Source organism: Streptosporangium sp. NPDC001681 (genome assembly GCF_040298085.1).
GTDB lineage: Bacteria > Actinomycetota > Actinomycetes > Streptosporangiales > Streptosporangiaceae > Streptosporangium.
Genome location: NZ_JBEOZN010000005.1, coordinates 15,059 through 40,914, shown reverse-complemented (window position 1 = coordinate 40,914; position 25,856 = coordinate 15,059). Strand labels below are relative to the sequence as shown.

At 70.5% G+C, this 25,856-nt stretch carries 23 protein-coding genes; 13 read left to right on the top strand and 10 right to left on the bottom strand.

The genetic code is table 11. From position 1 onward, the window contains the following. The first annotated feature begins 119 nt into the window (after positions 1 to 119). Entirely contained in the window at positions 120 to 1,733 is a 1,614-nt protein-coding gene (locus ABT130_RS03360; RefSeq protein ID WP_502992064.1) for a helix-turn-helix domain-containing protein, read from the top strand. A gap of 111 nt (positions 1,734 to 1,844) precedes the next feature. On the opposite strand, the gene ABT130_RS03355 is transcribed toward ABT130_RS03360, so the two are convergent. Continuing rightward, complete coding sequence (locus tag ABT130_RS03355; protein WP_350952451.1) at positions 1,845 to 2,726, bottom strand: IS3 family transposase; 882 nt, start codon at positions 2,724 to 2,726, stop codon at positions 1,845 to 1,847. After that, entirely contained in the window at positions 2,723 to 3,178 is a 456-nt protein-coding gene (locus tag ABT130_RS03350; protein ID WP_350952449.1) for a transposase, read from the bottom strand. The genes ABT130_RS03355 and ABT130_RS03350 overlap by 4 nt, the downstream gene beginning before the upstream one ends. Between ABT130_RS03350 and ABT130_RS03345 the strand changes: the two genes are divergently transcribed. From ABT130_RS03345 to ABT130_RS03330, 4 genes are read left to right on the top strand one after another with little or no spacing between them, the layout of a single operon-like run. Further along, positions 3,171 to 4,316, top strand: a complete 1,146-nt coding sequence (locus ABT130_RS03345; protein ID WP_350952447.1) for an LLM class flavin-dependent oxidoreductase — start codon at positions 3,171 to 3,173, stop codon at positions 4,314 to 4,316. The two genes, ABT130_RS03350 and ABT130_RS03345, sit on opposite strands and share 8 nt — an antisense overlap. A gap of 30 nt (positions 4,317 to 4,346) precedes the next feature. Beyond that, entirely contained in the window at positions 4,347 to 4,853 is a 507-nt protein-coding gene (locus ABT130_RS03340) for a flavin reductase family protein (RefSeq protein WP_350952445.1), read from the top strand. Further along, positions 4,850 to 5,434, top strand: a complete 585-nt coding sequence (locus ABT130_RS03335; protein ID WP_350952443.1) for an NADPH-dependent FMN reductase — start codon at positions 4,850 to 4,852, stop codon at positions 5,432 to 5,434. The genes ABT130_RS03340 and ABT130_RS03335 overlap by 4 nt, the downstream gene beginning before the upstream one ends. A 56-nt stretch (positions 5,435 to 5,490) precedes the next feature. Further along, positions 5,491 to 6,966: an aldehyde dehydrogenase family protein gene (locus ABT130_RS03330; RefSeq protein ID WP_350952441.1), complete on the top strand. Its 1,476-nt coding sequence runs from the start codon at positions 5,491 to 5,493 to the stop codon at positions 6,964 to 6,966. A gap of 71 nt (positions 6,967 to 7,037) precedes the next feature. On the opposite strand, the gene ABT130_RS03325 is transcribed toward ABT130_RS03330, so the two are convergent. Then, positions 7,038 to 8,045 (bottom strand): AraC family transcriptional regulator, encoded by a 1,008-nt coding sequence (locus ABT130_RS03325; protein ID WP_350952439.1) that lies wholly within the window; start codon positions 8,043 to 8,045, stop codon positions 7,038 to 7,040. Between the two features lie 61 nt (positions 8,046 to 8,106). Then, the gene (locus ABT130_RS03320; RefSeq protein WP_350952437.1) at positions 8,107 to 8,913 is read right to left on the bottom strand and encodes an IclR family transcriptional regulator; all 807 of its coding nucleotides are present in this window, start codon (positions 8,911 to 8,913) and stop codon (positions 8,107 to 8,109) included. 146 nt (positions 8,914 to 9,059) lie between these two features. On the opposite strand from ABT130_RS03320, the gene ABT130_RS03315 reads away from it, so the two are divergent. The 3 genes from ABT130_RS03315 to ABT130_RS03305 are packed head-to-tail and all read left to right on the top strand — an operon-like array spanning position 9,060 to position 11,730. Beyond that, positions 9,060 to 10,175, top strand: coding sequence for a cupin domain-containing protein (locus ABT130_RS03315; RefSeq protein ID WP_350952435.1), 1,116 nt, complete (start codon positions 9,060 to 9,062; stop codon positions 10,173 to 10,175). Then, positions 10,172 to 11,011 carry a fumarylacetoacetate hydrolase family protein gene (locus tag ABT130_RS03310; protein WP_350952433.1) on the top strand — a complete coding sequence of 280 codons (840 nt, stop codon included), beginning with the start codon at positions 10,172 to 10,174 and terminating at the stop codon, positions 11,009 to 11,011. Before ABT130_RS03315 ends, ABT130_RS03310 begins: the two co-directional genes overlap by 4 nt. Beyond that, the gene (locus ABT130_RS03305; RefSeq protein ID WP_350952431.1) at positions 11,008 to 11,730 is read left to right on the top strand and encodes a maleylpyruvate isomerase family mycothiol-dependent enzyme; all 723 of its coding nucleotides are present in this window, start codon (positions 11,008 to 11,010) and stop codon (positions 11,728 to 11,730) included. Before ABT130_RS03310 ends, ABT130_RS03305 begins: the two co-directional genes overlap by 4 nt. A 215-nt stretch (positions 11,731 to 11,945) precedes the next feature. Here ABT130_RS03305 and ABT130_RS03300 read toward each other — a convergent pair whose 3' ends face one another. Together ABT130_RS03300 and ABT130_RS03295 are read right to left on the bottom strand one after the other, a co-directional pair. Next, positions 11,946 to 12,170: a hypothetical protein gene (locus tag ABT130_RS03300; RefSeq protein WP_350952429.1), complete on the bottom strand. Its 225-nt coding sequence runs from the start codon at positions 12,168 to 12,170 to the stop codon at positions 11,946 to 11,948. A gap of 32 nt (positions 12,171 to 12,202) precedes the next feature. Next, positions 12,203 to 12,826, bottom strand: coding sequence for an IS3 family transposase (locus tag ABT130_RS03295; RefSeq protein WP_350952427.1), 624 nt, complete (start codon positions 12,824 to 12,826; stop codon positions 12,203 to 12,205). A 128-nt stretch (positions 12,827 to 12,954) separates the two neighbouring features. Between ABT130_RS03295 and ABT130_RS03290 the strand changes: the two genes are divergently transcribed. Further along, the gene (locus ABT130_RS03290) at positions 12,955 to 13,917 is read left to right on the top strand and encodes a LysR family transcriptional regulator (protein WP_350952425.1); all 963 of its coding nucleotides are present in this window, start codon (positions 12,955 to 12,957) and stop codon (positions 13,915 to 13,917) included. A gap of 138 nt (positions 13,918 to 14,055) precedes the next feature. After that, positions 14,056 to 17,295 (top strand): M28 family peptidase, encoded by a 3,240-nt coding sequence (locus ABT130_RS03285; protein WP_350952423.1) that lies wholly within the window; start codon positions 14,056 to 14,058, stop codon positions 17,293 to 17,295. Positions 17,296 to 17,530: 235 nt separating this feature from the next. Here ABT130_RS03285 and ABT130_RS03280 read toward each other — a convergent pair whose 3' ends face one another. Further along, positions 17,531 to 17,971: a hypothetical protein gene (locus ABT130_RS03280; RefSeq protein ID WP_350925045.1), complete on the bottom strand. Its 441-nt coding sequence runs from the start codon at positions 17,969 to 17,971 to the stop codon at positions 17,531 to 17,533. 466 nt (positions 17,972 to 18,437) lie between these two features. Here ABT130_RS03280 and ABT130_RS03275 point away from each other — a divergent pair, with 466 nt between their 5' ends. Continuing rightward, complete coding sequence (locus ABT130_RS03275) at positions 18,438 to 19,007, top strand: hypothetical protein (protein WP_350952421.1); 570 nt, start codon at positions 18,438 to 18,440, stop codon at positions 19,005 to 19,007. 237 nt (positions 19,008 to 19,244) lie between these two features. Here ABT130_RS03275 and ABT130_RS03270 read toward each other — a convergent pair whose 3' ends face one another. The 3 genes from ABT130_RS03270 to ABT130_RS03260 all read right to left on the bottom strand — a co-directional run bounded on the left by ABT130_RS03270 (position 19,245) and on the right by ABT130_RS03260 (position 21,539). Further along, positions 19,245 to 20,228 carry a class I SAM-dependent methyltransferase gene (locus ABT130_RS03270; protein ID WP_350952419.1) on the bottom strand — a complete coding sequence of 328 codons (984 nt, stop codon included), beginning with the start codon at positions 20,226 to 20,228 and terminating at the stop codon, positions 19,245 to 19,247. After that, positions 20,225 to 20,656, bottom strand: coding sequence for a VOC family protein (locus tag ABT130_RS03265; protein ID WP_350925051.1), 432 nt, complete (start codon positions 20,654 to 20,656; stop codon positions 20,225 to 20,227). Before ABT130_RS03265 ends, ABT130_RS03270 begins: the two co-directional genes overlap by 4 nt. A 118-nt stretch (positions 20,657 to 20,774) precedes the next feature. Next, positions 20,775 to 21,539: an SDR family NAD(P)-dependent oxidoreductase gene (locus tag ABT130_RS03260; RefSeq protein WP_350952417.1), complete on the bottom strand. Its 765-nt coding sequence runs from the start codon at positions 21,537 to 21,539 to the stop codon at positions 20,775 to 20,777. Positions 21,540 to 21,649: 110 nt separating this feature from the next. On the opposite strand from ABT130_RS03260, the gene ABT130_RS03255 reads away from it, so the two are divergent. Both ABT130_RS03255 and ABT130_RS03250 read left to right on the top strand, forming a co-directional pair. Beyond that, positions 21,650 to 24,433 (top strand): condensation domain-containing protein, encoded by a 2,784-nt coding sequence (locus ABT130_RS03255; protein ID WP_350952415.1) that lies wholly within the window; start codon positions 21,650 to 21,652, stop codon positions 24,431 to 24,433. Next, positions 24,430 to 25,641: an acyltransferase family protein gene (locus ABT130_RS03250; RefSeq protein ID WP_350952413.1), complete on the top strand. Its 1,212-nt coding sequence runs from the start codon at positions 24,430 to 24,432 to the stop codon at positions 25,639 to 25,641. Before ABT130_RS03255 ends, ABT130_RS03250 begins: the two co-directional genes overlap by 4 nt. The last annotated feature ends 215 nt before the right edge of the window (positions 25,642 to 25,856 follow it).

Genomic DNA, 25,856 nt, shown 5'->3' with positions numbered 1-25,856 from the left:
AATCCCCAATGAGCTGGGCCGACGCGCCTTTTTAGCACACACCGCCCGGACGTTTCCGCTGCTCTTGGAACATCTCCGAGTGTTGTATCCGGCACTCGTCGACCAGTGCTGGGGGAGGGGTGTTCGGCTGTTCTCGGCTGGAGTCCGTCGTTCCACGGGTGGGCGGTGTTCGGTCCACTCGTGGAGCCGGGCCGGTAGCTGGCCGCGGCCGTTCTCGGCGAATAGCGGCAGGTCGAAGGGGCTGCTGGAGGTGGTCGTTTGGTGGTCGTTTCCGGAGGTGGGGTGGTGCGTGGCGTCCTTCGCGCATCACAATAGGTAGCCATTCGATTACCCAAAGGGGAGGGGTTGTGGGGAAGAAGGAAGGCGAGGGCTACGGGGCGCCTCGGTTGGAGTTGGCCAGGGCGCGTCGGCAGCGGGGGCTGAGCCAGAAGGCGGCGGCGGAGAAGGCGGGGGTGGCCTCGACGACCTGGTCACGCTGGGAGCGGGGAGGGCAGGGGGTGCGGGCCGGTTCGCGGCGTCGGCTGGCGGAGTTGTTCGAGGTGAGCCCGATCGAGGTGGAGCGGTGGATAGACGGGTGGAGCTTCGGGGAGACCTCTTCGTGGCCCATCACGGAGTACGGCGACACCTCGACCGCGGCTACCGTGAGGTCGGCCGCGCTGCTGTGGAGGTACGAGATGGATGAGACCCGGCGCCACCTGCTGGCTTCGCTGCCTTTCGTTCCGGCGGTGCTGGGGGAGTGGCTGATGGCCTGGAACTACGGGGTGCCGCCGGTGTCGGTCGCGCAGCGGGGGACCAATGCCAGGGTGGGCATGGCCGATGTGGAGCAGATCAACGAGGCCCGCAGGACGTTCAGTCGGCTGGACGGCCAATTCGGAGCCGGCCTGCTCCGCCCTGTGGTCGCGGGCTACCTGAATAAATCGGTGACGCCGCTGCTGCGGGGGCGCTGTGACGACCGGGTGGGATCGGCGTTGATGTCGGCGGCGGCAGGGATGGCCCTGATGGCGGGCTGGACGTCCTTCGACATGAACCTCCACGGTCAGGCGCAGCAGCACTACGGTCAGGCGCTGCGGTTGGCCAAGACGGGAGACGACCCACTCACCGGCGTCTGGGTACTGGCGATGATGACCCACCAGGCGACTCATCTGGAGCAGGCCACTTGGGCGGCCTGGCTCGCGCGAGCCGCGACGGATACCGCCCGCCGGGCGCAGGCACCTCCGCGTGTGATGGCGCTGGTGCTGACCAGAGAGGCCAAGGCGCTGGCTTTGCGGACCAATCCGGCCGAGAGCCACGACAAGCACAGCGCGAAGCAGATCCAACGACTGCTGGCCGAGGCCGAAAGTGCCTCTGCCCAGGGGCCTGCAGATCGCGATCCGGAATGGATCGCCGAGTATGACGCGGCGGAGCTGAGCGCTCAGGCAGGCAGTTGTTGGCGGCTTCTCGGCGAGTATGGAAAGGCGGCGGTTCGTGCGGAGGCGGCAGTGACCGCGTTCAGTGGACGCCTCCCCCGATCCGCCCAGATCAACCAGGTAAGCGCCGCCGGGGCATATCTGGGAATGGGCGAGCTGGAGCGGGCCATCGATTGCGCCCGGGCCTCGATCCCGGCGGCGAAGGCGCTGAACTCTACTCGCTCGGTGGAGCGTCTCCAGAAGTTCGCCGACGAGTTGGACCCGTACAGCAGCAGCATCATGGTCCGCCAGTTCCGCGACCAACTGCACAGCGAACTCGCCGCCTGAGCACGTGCGGTCTGCCTGCGCCGCCTTCTCCGCGACCGTTGACAGCGCAGGCAGACCGCCTCACACTGAGGGGCTGAGATCATTTCGGACAGCGGAATCTGCGGCTGCGAACTACGCAACCGACTGAAGCGCTGTGTACTCGTCGAGGACTTCGAACGGCGTCCGGTAACCAACAGATGAATGAAGTCGGCGCCGATTGTAGAAGCCCTCGATATAACGAATCACAGCTCGGCGAGCCTTCACTCGACTGGTGGAAACGTACCGTTTCAGCCATTCGTTCTTCAACGCCGAAAAGAATGATTCGGCCATGGCGTTATCGTAACATATGCCGGTACGGCCAACGGACCTCCGAATATCCAGCCTCTTCAGCACGGTGCCAAATTCATCGGACGTGTAGTTCGACCCTCTATCGGAGTGGAAGATCGCGTCCTTTTTAATGCTGAAGGTCTGTACCGCGTTCTCGATCACCTCGGTGATCAACTCGGTGCGGTAGTGATCGGCCATCGCCCATCCCACCACGGCCTTGCTGTAGCAGTCGATCACCGTGGCCAGGTAGCAAAACCCCTCCCAGGTCGGAATGTACGTGATGTCGCCCACCAGCTTGACGCCGGGCCGGACGGCGGTGAAATCGCGTCTGACCAGGTCAGGGATGCCCCGGAAAGCGCCCTGCTCGGTGAGCTTCGGCGTGAAGGGCCGCACCTGCGCCGGCAGCAGGCCCAGCTCGCGCATCAGCACCCGCACCAGCTCAGCCGAACAGTGCTCACCGCGGCGCAGCAACTCGGCGTGGACGCGCCGGTAGCCGTACACCTCCTCGTGCTCGTAGAAGATGCCCGCGATCAGGTCCTGGAGCAGGTCGCGACGCTGCGCGGTCGCCGAGGCGGGCCGGTCGCGCCACTCGTAACACCCCGAGCGGGACACCTCCAGCCAGTCGCACATTTTCACAATCTTATGGTTGGCCTTCTCCGCGTCGATCAACTCGAACTTCGCGGTCACCGATTGTTCTCGGCCGCGAAGAAGGCTGCGGCTTTTTTCAGAAAGGAAAGCTTCTCGCGGAGTTCGGAGTTTTCTCGCTCAAGTTCGCGCAGCCGGGCGCGCTCGGGGCCGCTGAGGGAGTGTGGTTCTTCTTCCGCGCGTGTTCGCTTGTAGGTGTTCACCCAATTGCCGAGCGTGGTGTCGTGGACGCCGAACTCTCTGGCGACCTCGGCGATCGTCCGCGGCGCGCACTGTTTAAGTACCCCAGGGGCGGCGGACGGGCCGTGATCACGCGAGATGTGATCACGGCTTTCGGCTGCCCGCGCCGATGCGGCCTTCGTTTGGCGGCCCGCGGCCGTGCGTTTTGCGCATAGTCGCCGCTCCGGGCGCGCGCCTACATTGCCGCCACACCCGATTGCGAGGCCGTCTCGGATGGCGTCTTCGCCGATCATGCAGGAGATCACCGTGAACACCACCGCCACCGCCCCCGCGCCGTCGTACGAGGAGCTGCTGGAGGCCCGCCGCGCCAGCGGCGTCGCCATGTTCAACGACAACGTCATGAAGCTGGGCATCTTCGGCGCGAACTGCAGCCACGGGCTGATGGCAACCCACGCCGAGACGTCCTACGAGCTGACCTGGCAGCACACCCAGCGGATCGCCCAGATCGCCGACCGGCTCGGCTTCGAGGCGATGCTCCCGGTCGCCAGGTACCGCGGGATGGGAGGGGAGACCAACTTCAACGGCTCGAACTTCGAGACCCACACCTGGGCGGCGGGCCTGGCGCAGGCGACCGAGAACATCATGGTCTTCTCCACCACGCACGTCCCGACCAAGCACCCCATCGTCGCGGCGAAGGAGTCGGTCACCGTCGACCACATCTCCAACGGCCGCTTCGGCCTGAACATGACCATGGGCTGGTACAAGGCCGAGATGGAGATGTTCGGCGGCACCCAGCGGGAGCACGACGCCCGCTACCGGTACGGCTCCGAATGGATCGAGATCGTCAAGCGCATGTGGACCGAGGACGCCGCCGTCGACTTCGCCGGCGAGTTCTTCGAGATCAAGGACGCCTACTCCGACCCCAAGCCGATCCAGAAGCCGTACCCCGTGCTGGTCAACGCGGGGAACTCCCCGGCCGGGCTGGAGTTCTGCGCGCGCGAGTGCGACTTCAACTTCATCGCCTTCGCCGACCCGGAGGAGGCCAGGGCCACCGCGGCGCGGGTCCGCTCCATCGCCCACAGGCACGGCCGGGACATGGGGATCCTCGGCTACGGCAACATCATCTGCCGGGACACCGAGAAGGAGACGAAGGCCTTCCTCTCCCACATCCTCGACAGGGGCGACTGGGAGGTCGCCCGAATGGTGTCCGGCGGCCTCGGCGCCGAGAGCGGGTCGTTCGACAAGGTCAAGCTCCTGCAGGAGCGCTTCATCCTCGGCTACGGCGGCTATCCGCTGATCGGAACGCCCGAGCAGGTCGTCGAGCAGATGGTCGAGCTGTCGAAGGCCGGCGTCAACGGCATGATGGTCGGCTTCCTCGACTACGTCGAGGAGCTGCAGTACTTCGGCGAGCGGATCCTGCCCCTGATGAAGGAGGCCGGGCTGCGGAACTGAGGCGGCGGGAAACCGGGGAGGCGGGGCGGCATGAACGAGCCGACCAGCACCGATGCGCATCAGTACAAGACCGTCCTCGGCCGCTTCTGCACCGGGGTCACCGTGGTCACCGCGCTCGACGGGGGCGAACCCGTCGGGTTCACCTGCCAGGCGTTCTCCGCGCTCTCTCTGCAACCGCCCCAGGTGTTGCTGTGCCCGCAGAAGACGTCCACCACGTGGCCGAGGATCAGGCGATCCGGCCGGCTGGCGATCAACGTGCTGGGCGCCGAGCAGCGGGAGATCGGCCGACGTTTCGCGCTGACCGGCGTCGACCGGTTCGCCGGAGTCGGCTGGCGGCCCTCGCCGGCCGGGCTCCCCCTCATCGACGGCACACTCGCCTGGCTGGAGTGCCGCGTGGTCGAGGAGATCGACGCGGGCGACCATACGATCGCCGTGGCGTCGGTCGGCGAGCTGGGCGTCGGCCAGGCCGAACACCCGCTGCTGTTCTTCCGCGGAAAGTTCGTCGACTACGACGTGAAGGAGGCCGTGTCGACGTGAAACTCGTGACGATCTACGGGAGCCCGACTCCTCCCGGCAAGCTGGCCCGCGCGCTCGGGCTGCTGGAGACCGGTGTACGCGACCGCCATCCCGGCTGGGAGGTGGAGCGGATCGCGCCGGCCGAGGCGATCGACCTGGTGACGGCGACGTGGCCCGGGGACGCCGTGGAGAAGGTCGCCGGCGCGGACGCCGTCGTGATCGCCTCTCCGGTCTTCCGCGGGTCGATCACCGGCACGCTGAAGCTGCTGCTCGACACGCTGCCGGTCGAGGCGCTGCGGTCCACGCCGACGGCCGTCCTCACCGTGGCGGCGGCTCCACACCACTGCCTCGGGGCCGAGCGGCACCTGCGCGACATCCTCACCTGGTTCGGCGCCCTCACCGCGCCCAACGGCGCCTTCTTCGTGGACCGCGTGTTCGCCGCGGAGGAGGTCCCGGCCGACGTCCTCGGCGAGCTGGCCGAGCTGGCCGACGAGGTGGTGGTGCTCGCCGAACGCCTGGGCGGCCGGCCGTTCGGCCCGGCTCCGCTGGCCGCCCGCCGCGGCGGGCCGCCCCCGGCCGCGGCCGCCGTACCGGCCCCGTAGCCCGCGCGGGATCGCGGGAAAGCCCTGAGACTCTGACGACGCAAGGAGAAGGAACCATGACGAGTAAGGTCACAGAACGCGTGCCGGTCCGCGACGCGGCGGCCCCGGCCCGGAACTACGTCGGCGGGGAATGGGTGGCGTCGAGCACGACCGGAGTGTCGCACTCGCCCGCCGACGGGGAGCCGCTCGGCGCCTACTACGAGGCGGACGAGGCCCAGGTGCGGGATGCGATCCGGGTGGCGAAGCACACCTTCGCCACCCACCCCTGGCGGACGGACCGCCAGTTGCGCGCCCGGGTCCTCAACGAGATGGCGGACCGCATCGAGGCCGCCGCGGACGAGCTCGCCCTGCTGCTCGCCCGCGAGAACGGCAAGATCCTGCCGGAGGCCCACTTCGAGCTCAGCCTGACGCCGTCGAAGCTGCGCTACTACGCGGCGCAGGCCCTCACCTCCTCCGGCCGCGGCGGCCGGGCCCGTCCCGGGGTGTACTCGATGCTGCTGGCCGAGCCGGTCGGCGTCGCGGGCGTGATCGTGCCGTGGAACTCGCCTGTGGTCCTCGCCGTCCGCTCGTTCGCCCCCGCGCTGGCCGCGGGCTGCACGGTCGTCATGAAGATGGCCGCGCAGACCGCCCTGGTCAACACGCGGCTCGCCGAGCTGCTGGCCGACTGCCCCTCGCTGCCGCCCGGTGTGCTCAACGTGTTCAACGAGTCGGGCAGCGTCGGCGCCAAACTGCTGGTGAGCTCGCCCGACGTGGCCGCGCTGAGCTACACCGGCAGCACGACGATCGGCCGCCAGATCATGGCCGACGCGGGGGCGACGCTCAAGCGACTCTCCCTCGAACTGGGCGGCAAGACCCCCATGATCGTGTTCGACGACGCGGATCTCGACGCGGCCGTGCCGACGATCGTGGCCGGGATCACCACGTTCAGCGGCCAGTTCTGCATGGCCGGGAGCCGGGTCCTGGTGCAGGAGTCGGTGGCGGACGAGGTCAGGGCCAGGCTCGCCGAGGCGCTCGCCCAGGTGCGGGTGGGCCCGGGTGACGCCGAGGGGTCGCAGATGGGCCCGCTCATCGACCTCGCCGGCAGGCGGCGGCTAGAGGAGCTGATCGACGCCTCACGCGGCGACGCCGAGGTCATCGTGCCCGGCGGCCGGCCCGAGGACGAGAGCCTCGCCCGCGGGGCCTACTACCGCCCGGCGCTGTTCGGCGTGTCCGGCACCGACTCGCCCTTGGTGCAGAAGGAGCTGTTCGGCCCGGTCGCCACGTTCGAGACCTTCGCCACGGAGGAGGAGGCCGTGCGCAGGGCCAACGCCACCGAGTATGGCCTCGCGGCGTCGGTGTGGACCGCCGACGGCGCGCGCGGCCTACGCGTCGCCGACGCCCTGGACGCGGGGACCGTGTGGACGAACGGGTGGGCCGTGGTGCTCGACCAGTTCGAGGAGGGCGGCTACAAGCAGAGCGGCCTCGGCCGGCTGAACGGCGACCGCGCGCTTGAGGAGTTCCAGGAGTACAAGCACATCGTCCAGGTCATCTGAGCCGGGAACCGGCGAACCGGGCCTGGGTGAGGATGCGCGCACGCCGCGTGTCCCCGCCCGGGCCCGGTTCGTCAGGCGTCTCTCGTTTTGCGCAGGGTCTCCGACGGCGACTCGCCGTACATCGCCCGGTACAGCGAGGAGAACCGGCCGTGGTTGTAGAAGCCCCACGCGGCGGCCACGTCGGCGACCGTCACCGTGTCCGAGCGCGGGTGCAGCAGCTCCTCCCGGGCCGCGCGCAGCCGTACGTCCCGCAGGTAGTGCGACGGGGTGCAGTCCAGGTTGTGCAGGAACTGGAGCTGCAGCGTCCGCGCGCTCACCCCGGCCGCCTCGGTCAGGTCGGTCAGCGTCGGGAGGGTCTGCGCGTGCTCGTGGATGTAGTCGAGCGCGCGGCGCAGCGCGTCCGGCCGCGCGCTGTCGGTCTGCCGGAGCAACTGCTGGTGCGGCCCGGAGGCGGCCATCAGCAGGTTCGTCAGGATCATCGACTCCAACTGCCGGCGCGACCCGGGGTTCTGGGCGAGGATGCCGCCCTCGTCCCACTCGGCGCGTACGAACTCGATGCAGCGCAGCAGCCCCCTGCCCGCGCTGGAGCGCAGGTTCATCACCAGGTCGAACTCGATGGGCTTGGTGATCGGCTTGCGCACCAGGGCGGCGAGGTGGCCCTCGATGTCGGCACGCGGGATCTTCAACGCGAACTGCGCCGTGTCGGCGGCCCAGTCGATGGTCTGCGCGCGATGCGGCAGCAGGATGGCCGCGCCGCCCATCCCCGTGGTCGTGCCCCTCTCCCCGCCCTCACGGGTGACCCGGCTGTCGCCGGCGAGGGTGATGTTGATGTGGTACCAGCGATCGCTCGGCGGGAGGGTGATCCGCACCTCGCTGCCGTAGGTGAGGTAGCCGAGGGTCAGCCCGCCGTTCTGGACCGCGTTGAGCCGCGCGTCCAGGGCGGCGCCGTTCACCGGCTCCAGCGTGTGCGGTTCGTAGACTTCGGCGACGACCTGCTGGGCGAGGGCAACGTCGTCGGTGCGGAGCCGGCCATGCTGCCGGAGGGGCTCCTCGGAGGCTGTCGAGCGGGACACGGGCATGGGGGACCTCCCACGCTGACCAGCGTTTTCCTACGTGTGGGGTGAGCGTTCTCCAGAGTATTCACCGGGCGCCGCCCGCGTGCCACGGCGACGACTGCTCCCGGCGTTCCGCGCCCGCGCGGCCGACCTCATGGCGGACCCGGTCGCAGATCCGCAGGAGCTCCGCGGCCACCGTCTCCAGGCCGCCGCTCGCGACGCGCGCCGTGGGCAGCGCGACCACGAGTGCGGCGTGGTTGCCGTCGATGACGCCGACCGAGGCGCCGATCGCGGTCACCCCGGGCTCGCTCTCGTCGTAGTTGCATCCGAAGTGATCGCGGCGGACGGCCTCCAGCTCGCGACGCAGGGCGGCCAGGTCGGGGACCTTCTCATCCGCGGCGGGGGCGAGCCCGTCCGCGTGCAGGGCGTCGACCTCGCCCGGTTCGAGGTCGGCGAGCATCGCTTTGCCTCCTGAGGTGCGGTACGCGGGCATCCGCGCCTCTACCCGCAGCCCCACGCGCAGCGACCTGGTGCTTTCGATCCCGTCCACGAAGAGCACCTCGGAGCCGATCCGCACCATGAGGTGGACCGTCTCGCCCACCGCGTCGAAGAGCGTCTGGAGGAAGGGGCGCATCCGGTCGGGCAGGGCCGGCACGTCCCCGGTGCGCAACCGGAGCAGAGCGGGGCCCGGCAGGTACATCCGCCTGTCGCCCTGGATGGCGAACTCCCGGTGGCACAGCGTGGAGAGCAGGCGATGGGCCGTGGACGGCGCGACGCCCAGCTTCCGCCCCGCCTCGGTCACGCTCAGCCGGCCGCGCTCGGCCAGGAGCGTCAGCAGGGTCAGCGCGCGGTCCACGGCCTCGACGCGATAGGGCGGATCATTCTGCTGCACAGAAAGATAGTAGGACACCTTTGCGCTTTGCGGAATACCTTCGCTACGGTCCTGGAAGACGGAGCCGCCGCGCGCATCGAGGACGCGGCTCCCCGCGGCACCCGGGTACCCGTGCCAGCCGAGCGTTTCAGCCAGGAGGCCCGACGATGACCACTCACGACCAGCCCGTCGATCACGGACCGGTCGCCGACCAGACGACCCGAGACGAGGACCCGGAGCTCAGCCGGCTGTACCGGCGGTTCGAAGCCGAGCACCTCATGCCGTTGTGGACCCAGATCGACGACCTCATGCCGCCGCACCCCCGGCCCAAGGCCGTGCCGCACGTCTGGCGCTGGTCCACGCTGTACCCGCTGGCGCAGGCAGCGGGAGAGCTGGTGCCGGTGGGGCGCGGAGGCGAGCGCCGGGCGATCGCGCTCGCCAACCCGGGCCTTCCCGGCCGCCCGTACGTCAGCCCCACGCTGTGGGCCGCCATCCAGTACCTGGGCCCGAAGGAGACGGCGCCCGAGCACCGGCACACGCAGAACGCGTTCCGCTTCGTCGTCGAGGGGTCAGGGGTCTGGACCGTCGTGGACGGCGACCCGGTCCGCATGTCGCGCGGCGACTTCCTACTGACGCCGGGATGGCACTTCCACGGCCACCACAACCAGACCGACCGGCCGATGGCGTGGATCGACGGCCTGGACATCCCGTTCACCCACTACGCCGACGCCGGCTTCTTCGAGTTCGGCGCGGACCGGGTCACCGACTACGCCACCCCCGACCGCTCCCGCAGCGAACGGCTGTGGTGCCACCCCGGGCTGCGCCCGCTGTCCGGCCTGCGGCGGACGGCCTCCTCTCCGATCGCCGCGTACCGGTGGGAGCACACCGACGCGGCGCTGAGCGAGCAGCTCCTGCTGGAAGACGAGAGCCGGCCGGTGACGGTCGAGCCGGGCCACGCCGCCGTCCGCTACGTCAACCCCACCACCGGCGGGGACGTCATGCCCACCATCAGGGCGGAGTTCCACAGGCTGCGGCCCGGCACGGAGACGGGCACCCTCCGCGAGGTCGGCTCCAGCGTGTTCCAGGTGTTCGAGGGCGAGGGCCAGGTGGTCCTGGCGGGCGTCGAGCACGACCTCGCCACGGGCGACCTGGTCGTGGTCCCCTCCTGGGTGCCGTGGTCCCTGCGGGCGCGGACCCGGTTCGACCTGTTCCGATTCTCGGACGCTCCGATCATGGAGCGTCTCCACTTCGACCGCGTGCACAGCGAGGGAGAGCGACGATGAGACTCGCCACCATCCGCCTCGGCGACACCACCGCCGCCGTCCGTGTGGACGGAACGACCGCCGTGGAGACGGGGTTCACCGACGTCGGGGAGCTGCTGCGCGCCGGCGCACTGGAGGCGGCCGCCGCGGCCGACGGCACGCGGCACGACTTCGCCGCCGCCGACCTCGCGCCGGTGGTACCCCGTCCCGGCAAGATCGTGTGCGTCGGCCTGAACTATCGCACCCACATCCTGGAGATGGGCCGCGAGCTGCCCGAGTATCCGACGCTGTTCGCCAAGTATCCCGAGGCCCTCGTCGGCGCCCGCGACGAGATCCGGCTTCCGGCGGAGTCGCGCCAGGTCGACTGGGAGGGCGAGCTGGCCCTGATCATCGGGCGGCCGGTGCGGCGCGCCTCCGCCGAGGACGCGGCGGCGGCCATCGCTGGCTACGCCGTGCTCAACGACATCACCATGCGGGACTACCAGTACCGCACTCCGCAATGGCTGCAGGGCAAGACGTGGGAGGACAGCACCCCGTTCGGTCCGGTCCTCGCCACCGCCGACGAGATTCCCGCCGGGGCGGCGCTCGTCACCCGCGTCGACGGCGAGGAGGTGCAGCGCGCTCCCATCGACGACCTGGTCTTCGGCCCCGTCGAGCTGGTGCGCTACATCTCCACGATCATCACCCTCCAACCGGGCGACGTCATCGCCACCGGCACGCCGGGGGGCGTGGGCCACGCCCGTACCCCCGGCCGCTACCTCAGTGCCGGCCAGACCGTAAGCACATCCGTGGACGGCGTCGGCGAGCTGCGCAACGTCACCGTCGCCGACCCGGCGGGCGAGGCGGTGCCGGGATGAGCGCGCCATCCGGCGGCTCCGGCGCTCCGGACAGGGAGCTGACCTGGGCGCGGCGCGGCTACGCCTTCTTCGCGCGCGCGCTCGACGCGCTGACCGACGCCGAGCTGGACGCGCCGAGCCTGCTCCCCGGATGGTCCCGCCGGCACGTCGTCGCGCACGTCGGCTACAACGCGAGGGCGCTGGGCCGGCTCGTGGAGTGGGCCCGCACCGGGGTCGAGACGCCGATGTACCCGTCCCCTCAGCACCGCGACGCCGAGATCCAGACGGGCGCCACACTGCCGGCGCACGCGCTGCGGAGCCTGTTCGCGCACACCGCGGCGCATCTCGACGCGGAGTGGCGCGACCTCCCGGCCGCCGGCTGGGACGCCGCGGTGCGCACCGCGCAGGGACGGACGGTGCCCGCGCGCGAGACCGCCTGGATGCGCGTCCGAGAGCTCTGGGTGCACGCGGTGGACCTGGACGGCGGCGCCGACATGCGGGACTTCCCTTCCGACCTGCTCACGGAGCTGCTGGACGACGTGTCGCGCGCGTGGCGGCGGCGCGGGGAGACGGTCGATCTCACCCTCGCCGTGACCGGCCGGGAACCGGTCGTCCTCGGCGACGGCGGCCCCGTCGTCTCCGGCGCGCTGCCCGACGTGGTCCGGTGGCTCATCGGGCGCGGGGCGCGCAGGCTCGCGAGCGACGCCGGGCGGCTCCCGCCTCTCCCGCGCTGGTTCTGACCCGCCTCCCCTCCGCGTACGGCCGGGGTCAGGGCAGCCGTGCGGCCCCGGCCGGCGCGTGCTCCGTCCCGCCGTCGCGACTCCGGCCGCCGCCACCTGGCTGCCCCGGCACCGCCGACCGTACGGGCGACGGTATTGACCCCGTTGGCTCCCGCCGTGTGCTCGGGCGGGACCGCGCCGTTGACCAGGCGCGGCAGCGACGCCATCACCAGCCCTCAGCCCAGGCTCAGCACCACGACGAACAGCACGAAGTGCCACACGCGGCTGCGCGCGGCGGCCAGCCCGAGCGCGCCGAGCACGGTCAGCGCGAGGCCGAGAGCCGGGGCGGTGGCGCGCCCCCGCCGGGTATGGGCGGCATCCCTACGAGGGAGTGGCTCCCTTGGCCGGCGTGGCCCCGGCGGCAGCGACTGGGTTGTTTTCCTGATCGTCCAAGCACGCACTGGCGTTCCCCCGGGGGTGTGGACACCCGGTTTCATGCAGCCAGTGCGGTCATCCCAGCAAGCCGATCTTCATACACGGCCGGAGGTAGGTTCCCGATCGCTGAGTGCCGCCGGCGGTGGTTGTAGCGAGCGATCCAGCGGAAGATCTCCGTGTGGGCTTCGGCCTCGTCGCTCCAGCGACGCTTGCCCTTGCCGTGCAGCAGCTCACGCTTGAGGGTGGCGTTGAACGCCTCGGCGAGCGCGTTGTCCAGGCATGTTCCGGCCCTTCCGCTCGATCGGCGGATGCCGTTGGCGGCGCACAGCGCGGCGAAGCCGGCCGAGGTGTACTGACAGCCGCGGTCGGCATGGAAGATCACACCGGTGGTGTGGCCGCCGCGGGCCCGCACCGCCGCCGTCAGGGCGTCGCTGATCAGCTCGGTACGCAGATGGCCGGCGATCGACCAGCCGATCAGCCGGCGTGATCCGATGTCGATGACGGTGGCCAGGCCCACGCCCGACTCGCCGTCCTCGCTCTCGGCCTCTCGCACCCAGGTACGCAAGGTCTCGCGGTTCATCCCGAGTTCCCACGCCACATCGGCACAGGTCCGTCCCGTCGTCCGGACCAGCCTCACCGCGTCTCGCTTGAACTCATCGCCGAACTTCGACGGTCGTGTCACCCGAAGACTCCCCTCCATGGAACAAGATCCATTGTCAAGGGTGTCCTCACCTCGGGGGGAACCTCATGGACCCGTCTCCCCGAAACTTGGGTCTTACCGGAAAGATTCTTTACTATTAAACTCCCGGCGTGGACCTAGAGGTGCGTCACCTACGAGCAATCTGTGCGATCGCCGATTCGGGCAGCATTTCCAAAGCGGCCGTCGCACTCAAGATGTCGCAGCCCGCGCTCGCCACGCAGTTGCGACGCATCGAGCGGATGTTCGGCGGACCGCTGTTCGAGCGAGGCCGGGAGGGGGCGCGGCCCACCGATCTCGGCGCGTGGGTGCTGATCAGGGCGCGGTCGCTGCTGCCGGCATTCGACGAGTTGCGGCGGGACGGCATGCGCTACGCCGAGCAGCCCCCGGAGAAGATCAGAATTCGCCTGGGCTGTATGTCCAGCCATTTAGCGATAAATGTCATTGGATGCCTTAATGAATTGCTGGACGGTGCCGACATCACCGTCCGCACCGAGGAGGCGATGGACCTGCTGCCCGGACTCCTGGAGTCCGAGCGCCTGGAGCTCGCCACCCTCGGCGACTATCCGGGACACGAGCTCCTCCCGCCCCCGGGAGTGGTCTACGCGGGCGTGGCCGTCGAGCCGATCTTCGTCGGGGTGGCCGCCTCCCACCTGCTCGCCCGGCAGGAGGAGATCGAGCTGCGTGATCTCGCCGGCGAGGACTGGGTCATGCACGCGCTGGCCGAGGCGGGACATCGCGAGCACTTCTGGTCCGCCTGCGCCCAGCAGGGCTTCACCCCGAAGGTCGGCTACTCCGCCGACCTCAGCCTCGCCATCGACCTCATCTCCTCGGGCCGGTGCGTCGGCATGTTCCAGGCGACCAGCAAGGGCCACCCGGGGATCACCATCCGGCCGCTCGCCGGGACCCCGCTGCGCTTCCGGCACATGATCGGGTGGACCGAGCACGGGCCGGTCGCCCGCTATGGGCACGAACTGGTCCGGGCCGTCACCAAAACCTACTGGGCCGAGGTGCGGCGCGCCCCCGTCTACGCGTCATGGCTGAGGCGCCATGTGCCGCTTTCTACACCTGTTTAGCCACCTATATCGCGAAGTTATGCAATTTCGTAGGGTACTCGTCCCGCGCTCACGGTGTCAGCTTTGGTCCAGCCCAAAACGTCAGGGCTCCTTGCATCCCTCCAACCCCCCAAGGGACACCGAGAGGAGTCACCCCGCGTGAATCCCAAGGTCAAGCTGGGCGCGGTCGCCGTACTGGCCGCCGTCGCCATGACCACGACCTCAGTGGTGAGCGCCGCCGGCGCCGCCACAGCCCCCGCGGGCATCGCCGACCGCACCATGTCCGCAGATCCGCCGGCGTTCGCGCCGCCGGATCCCGAATCCCGCAGGCGCGCGGTCTCCAGCGCCGGCGGCGCCCTCGCCGCCAGGTCCGACGCCCTGTTCAAGACGGCGGAGGACGAGTTCACGCTCACGAACACCATCGTGGGAACCCGCGGCCTGCAGTACCTGACCTACTCCCGCACCCATCGCGGGCTGCCCGTCTACGGCGGTGACGTGATCGTCACCACCGACAGGACGGGCCAGGAGGTCGGGTCCGTGGCCTCGGGTCAGCGCGCCAGGATCGAGATAGGTGTCAAGGGCAAGATCGACGCCGCCGCCGCGGCCGTCACCGCCCGCGGCAAGCTGCCCACCGTGGAGAGCGTGAGCACCCCCCGGCTGGTCGTGCACGCGGCCGGAAAGCAGCCCAGGCTGGCGTGGGAGGTGGTCGTCACCGGCGCCACCAAGGAGGCCCCGAGCGTCCTGCACGTCTTCGTGGACGCCCTCGACGGAACGGTCGTGGACTCCTACGACGACGTCCGCGCCGGCACCGGCAACGGCTTCTACAACGGCAACCCGCTGACCATCCAGACCTCGGGTTCCGGCAGTTCGTACTCGATGACCGACACCACCCGCCCCGGCCTGCGCTGCGGCGGACAGGGCGGCACCGCCTACACCGGGACCGACGACGCCTGGGGCAACGGCTCGGGCACCAACCTGGAGACCGCCTGCGTCGACGCCCTGTACGCGGCGCAGAAGGAATGGGACATGCTGCGCGACTGGCTGGGCCGTAACGGGTTCAACGGCTCCGGCGGCGCGTTCCCGGCCCGCGTCGGCCTGAACGAGGTCAACGCCTACTGGAACGGGTCCTACACCAACTTCGGGCACAACCAGGCCAACAACCAGCAGGCCACCCCGATGGACGTGGTCGGCCACGAGTACGGCCACGCGATCTTCCAGTTCTCCGGCTCCGGCGGGGCGGGCAGCGGCAACGAGGCCGGCGGCCTGAACGAGTCGACCGGCGACATCTTCGGCGCGCTGACCGAGCACTTCGCCGCCAACGCCTCCGACCCGCCGGACTACCTGGTCGGCGAGGAGGTCAACCTGGTCGGCCAGGGCCCGATCCGCAACATGTACAACCCCGGCGCGCTCGGCGACCCCAACTGCTACAGCTCCTCGATCCCCAACACCGAGGTGCACGCGGCGGCCGGACCGCAGAACCACTGGTTCTACCTGCTCGCCGAGGGCACCAACCCGCCCGGCAAGCCCGCCAGCACCGTCTGCTCCGGACCGGCCGGCCTGACCGGCATCGGCATCCAGAAGGCCGGTCAGATCTTCATGGGCGGCCTGAACAGCAAGACCATTCCGTGGACGCACGCCAAGGCGCGCCTGACCACCGTGGCCGCGGCCAAGCAGCTCTTCCCGAACAGCTGCGTCGAGGTCAACGCGACCAAGGCCGCGTGGGCCGCCGTCAACGTCCCGGCGCAGAGCGGTGAGGCGACCTGCACGGTGAACCCGCCCGGCAACGACTTCTCGGTCTCTCTCAGCCCGACCTCGGGCAGTGTGCAGGCCGGCCAGTCCACCACCGCCACCGTGGGGACCACGGTGACCGGCGGCAGCGCCCAGTCCATCACGCTGCGGGCCTCCGGCCTGCCCTCCGGCGCGACCGCGTCCTTCAGCCCGGCCACCATCACGGCGGGCCAGACCTCGACGCTGACGCTGACCACCTCGGGGAGCACGCCCAGTGGCACCTCCTCGGTGACGGTCACCGCCGACGGCGCCGACGTGGACCGGACGGCGAGCTACTCCCTGACCGTCACCGGCGGCAACCCGCCCGACCCGACCAGCCCGGACATCCCGGTGGCCAACGTGACGGCGCACCTGAACCAGCTGCAGTCCATCGCCTCCGGCAACGGCGGCAACCGGGCCTCGGCCACCTCCGGCTACACCGCCTCGCTGAACTACATCAAGGGCAGGCTCGACGCGGCCGGCTACAGCACGACGGTGCAGAACTTCACCTACAACGGCCAGACCCACTCCAACCTGATCGCCAACTGGCCGGCCGGTCCCACCGGTCCGACGGTCATGCTGGGCAGCCACCTGGACAGCGTCACGGCCGGTCCCGGTATCAACGACAACGGCTCGGGCTCGGCGACCCTGCTGGAGGTCGCGCTGACGCTGGCCAACCGCAACCCCACGCTGACCAAGCACGTCCGCTTCGCCTGGTGGGGCGCCGAGGAGCTCGGCCTGCGCGGCTCGACTCACTACGTCCAGAACGGCGGCGCGAGCGGGGTCGACACCTACCTCAACTTCGACATGACCGCCTCGCCGAACCCGGGCTACTTCGTCTACGACGACAACCCGGCCATCGAGAAGATCTTCAAGGACTACTACGCCACGCTCAACGTCCCGACCGAGATCGAGACCGCGGGTGACGGCCGCAGTGACCACACCCCGTTCAAGAACGCGGGCGTCAAGGTGGGCGGTGTCTTCACCGGCGCCGAGACGGTCAAGACGTCGGCTCAGGCCGCCAAGTGGGGCGGCACCGCGGGCCAGGCCTTCGACCGCTGCTACCACTCCGCCTGCGACACCACCTCCAACATCAACACCACCGCGCTGGACCGCAACGCGGACGCCGCCGCCAACGCCCTGTGGAAGCTCGCCGTGGGGGACACCCCTCCTCCGGCCAACGACTACTCGGTCTCGGTGAGCCCGTCCTCGGCCTCGGTCCAGCCCGGCCAGTCGGCAAGCGCGACGCTCAGCACCCAGGTGACCTCCGGTAACGCGCAGGCCGTCGCGCTGAGCGCCTCCGGCCTGCCCTCCGGCGCGACCGCGTCCTTCAGCCCGGCGAACATCAACTCCGGCCAGTCCTCCGCGGTCACGATCGCCACCTCGGCGAGCACCCCCGCGGGGACCTACACGATCAACCTCAACGCGGACGGCACGAGCGCCGACCGCTCGGCCACCTTCAGTCTCACCGTCAGCGGTGGGCAGGGCGGCAGCACCTGGCAGACCTGGACCCTGTACGCGGTGGGGGACACCGTGACCTACAACGGCGTCGGCTACCGATGCCTGCAGGGTCACACCTCACTGCCCGGCTGGGAGCCGCCGAACGTTCCCGCCCTGTGGCAGCGGCTCTGATCGGATGACGATCCACTGACGGAGTACGGCGGGCGGTCGATGACCACCCGCCGTGCTCGTTTTCCGCTTGGCATGGATCTCGACCGCGGAGCCGTCGTGCACGCCCAGCGGGTGTGATCCCGGCAGCGCGCGCAAGGAGCGCAAGTTCCCGATCCTGCCGGCGTTCGTGGCCCAGGCCGTGAGGCGGTGCCCGGGGCCTGGCCGACCGGCCGGGTCCCGGGCACCGTCCCGCGGGTCAGTTCGCGAGGTCCTCGTCCCTGATGGTCTCGACCCGGCAGTGCGAGAGCGCGTTCCGCTTCGGCTGGTAGACACAGACCTTGAGGTCGATCCACTTGACCTGGCCCTTGGTCTTGAAAAGGTAGCCCTTGGACCCGGAGGGGGCGCAGGACCAGAGCGCCGGTGACCAGGACGGCCCGCCCTTCTGGTAGTGGAACCTGGCGCGAACCCAGGCGCAGTGACCGGGGTGGCGGTCTCGGTCGTAGATCTTGCCGTACGCGGTGAAGTGGCTCTGGTTGAAGCCGGTGACCCACAGTTGCGCCTTGGCGTACCCGGAATGCCCGGAGCCGGATCTGACCGTCCCCAGATAGAAGTCGCCCTGGGCCGTCGCGCTCGCCGCGGTGGGCAGTCCCAGCACGAGCGCGGTGGCCAGCAGCGCTCCACGGACGATCCTGCGCATCGTCTCTCCTCTTTCCTGTTTCCTGTGCTTCCCGGCGCGGGTTCTTCTCGGCTCGAGTGATCCGTCACCAGTGATACGCGAGACGACTTGGAACCCTCTTGCGATTCACTGCCCGCGGCGCACCGCCCGGTTCGCCGCCTCATCCCGCCGAGGAATCCGGGGAGCCGGAAGAATCCGGAGAGCCGGCGGACAGCAGCGCGGCGGTATGGGGTGCCGTTAAGAACCGCACCTCCAAAAACTGACCGCGACGACGAGGGCCCTGGTGTGGGTCGTCGCGTCAGCGCCGGTGGGTCCCGGCGCTTCAGCGTGCTGCCGGATGGGGCATCCCCGCACCTGGGCTATAACTCGCGTTGACGTGAGCCGGCCCGGAGGCCGAGTCGAAAAGAGATGATCACCAGTGAAAGGATCACGTATCCGCTGAATCGTTTCCCAGTGAGCTGCAAGACCCGGTCCTTAGCGTGCCGCCATGAGTTCGGATTCACGCACACGGGCTGCCGGTGTCCTCTTCGTCCTGGCGGTTCTCGCGGTGGCGGGCGCCCTGGTCGGCGCCGTCGGGCACTACACGATCCTCGACCGGCCGGTCCTGCTGGGTACCCTGGCCGCGAGCCTGATCATCGTCTCCGGGGCGCTCGTTTTCGGAGGAGGGCTCCGCGGGCCCGTCATCGCGCTTGGGATGATCTGGACGACGATGGGGGTGGTCACCTATGTGAACGGCTGGCAGGTGTATGCCCAGATCCCCGGCCCGACCGGCAGTGGGCTGGAAGTGCGTGTCCTGTACGACGACTGGATCATCCCCGACTGGGCGCTCGTGGTCCGCAAGAACGACGGCCTGCTGACGCGTGAGTGGACCTTGGTGGAGCGCTTCAGCTCCGAACACGCTGACGGCCTGCCCATGGTGACCTGGGCCGATCCCTCGCACGTGCGACTGGACGACCGGCCGGGCGATGATCGGGCGTTCTGGGGCGGGCAAGTGGTCGTCCTGGACCCCGAGACCGGGCGGCCGCTCGAGCCGGACCACCCGGTGAGCTCCTTCTGAGGCCCGGCCGTCTCCTGCCGACCTCTACCGGCGGGCCGCTGTGATCGACAGGCGCCCCCGGCGGCAAGGGCCGTCACATTCGGCTCGGGCTGTATTGCAGCGTCGCCTGCCTGGTGCTGCGTTCCTCAACGGGGATAGCGAACGCGCGGTGGAGAACCCGAGGTTGTCGGGAGGCCTTCCCTCGCCTTCGGCGTCCCGCGCCGGCAGGAATCTGCGCCTCCAATGAGGCACGTTGCACTAGTGGTTCCTGAGCAGGATGTTGCCCGTGATCCTGGGCTCGCAGAGTTCCTCGGCGTCCGGGGCGCCGGCCACGATGGTGAAGCCGGTCGGGGCCAGGCGCAGTTCCATCACCGCGGCCCGCTCGGCGGCGGGCAGGGCGGCGTAGCGGGCCAGCAGCTCCTCGTCGTCGAACAGGTCGGCGTCCGACAGGAAGACCGGGGAGGTAGGGTGGCGGCGGCCCAGGTCCAGGATCTTGCCGCCGCCGTCCCAGTTGACGCCGTTCAGCGCGACCCAGCCGATCCCGTCCAGGCCCTCGAACAGGCGGGCCGCGTCGCCGAAGCGGTGGGTGCGCATCACCGGGTGCAGGTAGGCGTCGGCGTCCAGCACATCCTGGTCGCGCGGGTCGCCGGTCGCCGAGGAGTGCGTGCCGTAGCGGCCCGCGGAGCGGCCCAGGCCCAGCCGGTGCACCACCGACAGGCCCTCCTCGCCGGTGTCGCCGCCGGAGAGCAGCCGTACCAGCTCGCGGTCGATCAGCCGCTGGTGCTCGCCGAAGCTGTGGAAGAGCCACAGGTACATCAGGCCGCCGGGGGAGAGCCGCTCGGCCAGCCAGGCCAGGCCCGCGCGGGGGTCGTCGAGGCAGTGCAGCACCCCGGTCATCACGATGAGGTCGTAGGGCCCCTCGAACCCGTCCCCGCCGATGGCGCCGCGTACCAGCTCCACGTTGGCCAGCCCGTTGCGCTCGCGCAGCTCCCCGGCCACGTCGAGCGAGGACCGCGACAGGTCCATGCCGGTGAAGCTCGCCCGCGGATACTGCGAGGCGAGCCCGAGCAGCTGGTGGCCGGTGCCGCAGCCGGCGTCCAGCACCCGTTTGCCGGCCAGGGTCTTGTCCCTGGCGACCATGCCGATGCCGAGCGCCAGGTCCAGGATCAGGTCGTCGCCGACGGTCAGGGAGGGGCAGGGGTAGCGCTCGTACAGCTCTCTGACCTGCTCTACGGCGCTCACGGGGTGTCGATCTCGTCGTACGGGATCTCCTCGATCCGGCGGGCGAAGACCCAGTGGTGGCCCTCCAGGTCCTCGGCGGTGTAGTTGCGGTCGCCGTAGAAGCGGGTGCCCGGCTCGTCGCGGATCACCGCCCCGGCCTTCCTCGCACGCTCGTGGTGCTCGTCCACGTCGTCGACGAACACGTACAGGCTCTGGTGCGGCTCGCCCTGGCCCCGCGGCTCGTGCCTGCGGCCGTCACCCGTCCCGGCGAGCTGCACAACCCCCTCGCCGAACGACAGCTCGGCGTGCACGATGGAGCCGTCGTCGTCGTTCAGCACCTTCCGCTTTTCGAATCCGAACGCCTCGATGAGCCATTCGATGGCTTTTTCGAGGTCGGCGTAGAAGAGGACGGGGGTGATTCTCGGCATTCCGTCGGGTGGGTTGAGCATTTCTCCCTCTCCCTCGATCGGTGACCTTGGAAACGTACGGGAACGCTACCCCGCATCCCGCCGGCGAGACGTCCGGGCGTTCACGATTTGCACCGCGTTCACGGGTTCCACGAACCGGTCACGTGTTCGGCAGGCGCAGGCCGCCGTCCAGGCGGACGACCGTCGCGTTGAGGTAGCCCAGCTCGCACACCGCCCGGACCGCGCGGGCGAACTCCCGCGGCGTTCCCAGCCGGGGCGGGAAGACGATCTGCCGTACCAGCGGGCGCCGGAACTCCGGCGGGATCGCCCCGAACAGCGGGGTGTCGAACAGGCCGGGGGAGAGCGCGCACACCCGTACGCCGACCGAGGCCAGGTCGCGGGCGGCCGGCAGGGTCAGCGCGGCGACCGCGCCCTTGGAGGCGGCGTAGGCGGTCTGACCGGCCTGGCCGTCCTCGGCGGCGGCGGAGGAGGTGTTGACGACCACGCCCCGCTCGCCGTCCTGTAGCGGCTCGGTCGCGGCCATCGCGGCGGCGGCCAGGCGCATCACGTTGAAGGTGCCGACCAGGTTGACCGCCAGCGCCCGCTCGAAGGTCTCCAGGTCGTGCGGGCGGCCGTCGAGGCCGAGCGTGCGGGCGGCGGGTGCGATGCCCGCGCAGCTCACCGCCACCCGCAACGGCCCGGTGAGTCCCGCGGCCACCTCCACGGCATGCTCGACCGACTCGGCGCGGGTCACGTCGGTCTCCACGAACGTGCCGTCCACCTCGCCCGCCACCGCGGCTCCCGTACGGGTGTCGGTGTCGGCCACGACCACGTGCGCGCCGGCCCCGGCGAGCTCGTGCGCGGTGGCGGCGCCCAGCCCTCCACCGGCCCCCGACACCAGTGCCGTCACCCCTCGCAGCTCCATATCCGTTTAGCCGCCTTTCCGCAATGCTGGGCGAATGTGCTTACTTATCAAGACATATCCTGACGCGAAATTCCGCATTCACGCTGCACTCCACAGACGTGAGGTAACCAATGACGATTTCCAACGGCGCTGACAATGTGCACGACCTGATCGCCCGCCGGCGGCGCGAGCGAGATCGCATCCCGCGGCGCGCGATACCCGAGGAGGGGGTGCCGGTCTCCTCCACCCAGGAGCGCATCTGGTTCGGCGAGAGGTTCAATCCGGGATTCGGGTTCTACCATGTGCCCGCCACCCTGCGACTGCGCGGCCCCCTCGACGCCGGAGCCCTCGACCGGGCGCTCTGCGAGGTGATCAGGCGGCACGAGATCCTGCGCTCCACCGTCGAGGAGATCGACGGCATGCCCGTCCAGCGCGTCGGCGGCGCGCCCACCGGTGTGCTGCGCTCCGTCGACCTGGCCGGCGAGCCCGATCCCGGGGCCGAGGCCGCGCGGATGGCCGCCGACGACATCCTGGCCCCGTTCGACCTGCGGCACGGGCCGCTGGGGCGGGCCCTGCTGCTCAGGCTGGGGCCCGACGACCACGTGCTCGTGCTGACCTTCCACCACATCGTCTTCGACGACCCGTCCTTCGGCATCGTCGGGCGCGAGATCGAGGCCCTCTACACCTCCTCGGCGCCCCTGCCCGAACTGGAGCTGCAGTACACCGACTTCTCGGTCTGGCAGCGCGAGCGGCTGCGCACCGAGGAGGTGCGCTCGCGCCTGGTCGACTATTGGCGGCGGACCCTGGAGGGCGTGCCCCGGCTGCTCGACCTGCCCTCGGACCGGCCCCGTCCGCCGCAGCGGAGCCGCGCGGGCCGCTTCCACCGCTCCCGGCTGCCCGCGGACGTCGTCGGCGCGGCGCGTGCGATGGCGCGCGAGGAGGGCACCACCCCGTTCACCGTCCTGCTGGCCGCTTACGGCGTGCTGCTGTCGCGCTACGCCGACCAGGCCGATATCGTCACCGCGGTACCCGCCGCCGGACGCATCCGGCCCGAGCTCGAAGAGCTCGTCGGCTGCTTCATCAACATCATCTGTCTCCGCCTCGACCTGCGCGGCGAGCCCACCTTCCGCGAGCTGCTGCGCCGGGTGCGGCACGCCTCCGTCGAGGGCCACGACCACGAGGAGATGCCCTTCGAGGAACTGGTGCGCGAGCTGCACCCGCAGCGGCCGCGGAGCCACACGCCGCTGTTCCAGGCGGGGCTCGGGGTACGCGACAACGACGGCGTCTTCCTGAACCTGCCGGGCGTGCGGGCCTCGGAGTTCGTGCCCGACGTCGAGGTCTCGCACTTCGACCTGATGGTGGACTTCAGCGTCGACGGCGACGGCATGGCGGGCCTGTGGGGTTACAACGACGACCTGTTCGACCCCGACACCGTCGAGGTCCTCGCCGAGCAGTTCACGCTCCTGCTCACTGAGGCGTGCGCCCAGCCCGACCGTCAGGTCGGCGACCTCCGGCTGCCCGCGTCCCCGAGGCTGCCCCAGCCCGAGAGCGTCGGGGCCGAGGGACCGGCCGCCGTCCTGGCCGGGCGGGCGCGGCGCGCACCGGACTCGCCCGCCGTCACCTCCGCCGACGGCACGCTGACCTACGCCCAGCTCGACGCGCACGTCGAGGCCCTGGCACCCGCCGTGCGCAAGGGGGCCGAACTGCCGGCCGCCGACACCCCCGACCTCGCCGTGTGGTGGTACGCCCGGCTCAGGGCCGACGGCGGCCCGCGGGACGCGGGCTACGCGCGGGCCGCGGACCTGGCCTCGCGGATCGGCCTGGGCGCTGCCGGCACCGTGCTCACCTTCGCCCCGCCCGCCTCCGGCGCGCTCGCCGACGCCATGCTGCTGGCCCTCTCCTCCGGCGCGCACCTGGTGATCGCGCCCCCCCAGGCCGCCCGCGACATCGAGCGGCTGAAGACCCTGGTCGTGGACACCACGGTCGTGCACGCTCCCCCGGCCACGTGGCGGCTGCTGCTGCGCGAGAACGCCCTGCCGGAAGGCCGTCCGTTCACCGCGCTCTGCGACGCGGCCACCACCCCGGACCCCCTGGTACGGGAACTGGCCGCGCAAGTCCCCACCTGGACCCTGTACGGAGAGCGCTGGGCCGCGGCCCACCGGATCGACCCGCTCGCCGAGCCCCGCAGGGGCGTCCCGCTCGGCGTCCCGCTGGCCGGCACTCCGATCGAGGTCACCGGCCGGGCCGGGCGCCCCGGCGCCACCGGCGTACCCGGGGAGATACACGTCGGCGGCGCCGCCACCGGGGACCGGGGCCGGATCCTGCCCGACGGCTCGCTGGAGCTGCTCGGCCGCTTCGACCGGATGTTCACCGTCGGCGGGTTCCGGGTGGACACCGACGAGGTGGCCCGCTCCCTGGCCGGCCGCCCCGGCGTGGTCGAGGCGGTCGTGGACGTGCGCCACGACCGGCTCGTCGCGTACGTGGCCGGAGACGGGATCGATCCGCGGAAGCTCACCGCCCACCTGCCCGAATACCAGGTGCCCGGCTCGGTCGTCGTCCTCGACGCGCTGCCCAGGAACGCGCGGGGCGACATCGCCCACGAGGAGTTGCCCAGCCCCGAGGCCCCGGGCGACGGGGGCGGCCAGGTGCCGATCAGGGGCGGCACCGAGGAGTCCGTCGCCGGCATCTGGCGCGAACTGCTCGGCGTGCGGGAGATCGGCGCCGCCGACGGCTTCCTCGACCTCGGCGGCCACTCGCTCACCCTGGCCCGCCTCAGCCTGCGCTACGAGGTGGCGTTCGGCATCGAGGTGGAGCTGCCCGACCTGCTGCGCCACGCGACGGTCCGCGAGCAGGCGGCACTCATCGACGAGCGCCGCGCGCAGGCCGGTCTCACCGGAGAGGGGAAGTCGTCATGACCTCGGTATCCGCCAAGCCCGCGCAGGCCACGAGCGAGGGACCCCCCAGGACGAGGCTGGAGTCGCTGACCGGGCTGCGGTGGTTCGCCGCGTTCGGCGTGTTCTTCAGCCACGTCGCGATCCTGCTGCCGCTGCCCTACCTCAACGAGTTGTTCATCCTCGGCACCGCCGGGGTCACCTTCTTCTTCGTCCTGTCCGGATATGTTCTGACCTGGACGTTCTTTGAGAACGACACCGCGCCGAGGTTCTACTGGCGCCGCTTCGCCAGGATCTGGCCGTCGCTGCTCATCACCACCGTCGCGGCGGTCGCGCTGCTCGTCGGCGGCCAGCTCTGGCCCACCGAGGGCGGCACCTCGCTGGTCTGGTGGACGGTCGCGACGCTGCTCCTGGTACAGGCGTGGATCCCGGCGTCGTTCCAGAGCGACACCGTGCCGCACACCGTCTCCTGGTCGCTGTCGTGCGAGGCGTTCTTCTACGCGGTCTTCCCGTTCGTGGTCCGCCCGATCGTGCGGCGCACGCTGCGCCAGATGGTGACGATCGCCGCCGTGCTCATCGCGATCAGCATCGGCACCCGGGTCTGGCTCTGGCTGGCCAATCCGCAGATCACGCCGGAGAACTGGTTCACCTCCGACCTGTACTACTTCGCCACCCACTCGCCGATCGCCCGGGTCAGCGAGTTCGTGCTGGGCATCGTGATCGCCGCCGCGGTGCGCCGCGGCTGGCGCAGCCCGCTCGGGCTGCGCGCGGCGACCGCGATCACGGTCGGCTACTTCGCGCTGCTGTGGGCGTGGTCCGTCTCGGGCCTGTGGCCGACCGCGCTGGCCGAGGCCGCCAACCGGGGCAGCATCGTGGTGTTCGCGCTGCTCATCGCGGCGGCGGCGACCAACGACCTGGCCGGCCGGCGCAGCCTGCTCGGCTCCCGCCCGCTGGTGGCGCTCGGCCAGTGGTCCTACGCCTTCTACCTGGTGCACTTCCTGGTGCTCTTCCCGATCGCCAAGCACGCGTTCGGCCGGCAGTCGCTCTACGACTTCCCGCCGCCCAGCTGGGCGCACCTGCCCTACGCGGTGGCCGGGCTGGCGGTCAGCGTGCTGCTGTCGTGGGGGCTGTACCGGCTGTACGAGTACCCGATCGAGAAGCGGCTGCGGGCCATGCTGCGCCGCGAACCGAAGACCACACCCCCGGCCCCGGGCGCGGAGCCGTCGATGTGAGATCGAACTCCTGCCCTCCAGCTTCTCCGGGGTCCCAGTGGTAACGACGCAGGAAACAACGAATATGCAGGTCAGCGGCTCACCTTTCAAGCTGTGCCCGAAGGTCCTCAAGGAAGCTCCGACCTGCGTATCCGTTGAAAATTTCGCCGAAACCACCGGGACCCCTCATCGCGCGCCGCACGCGCCGAGGGCGGGCGGGCCTTGGCCGCGTAGTA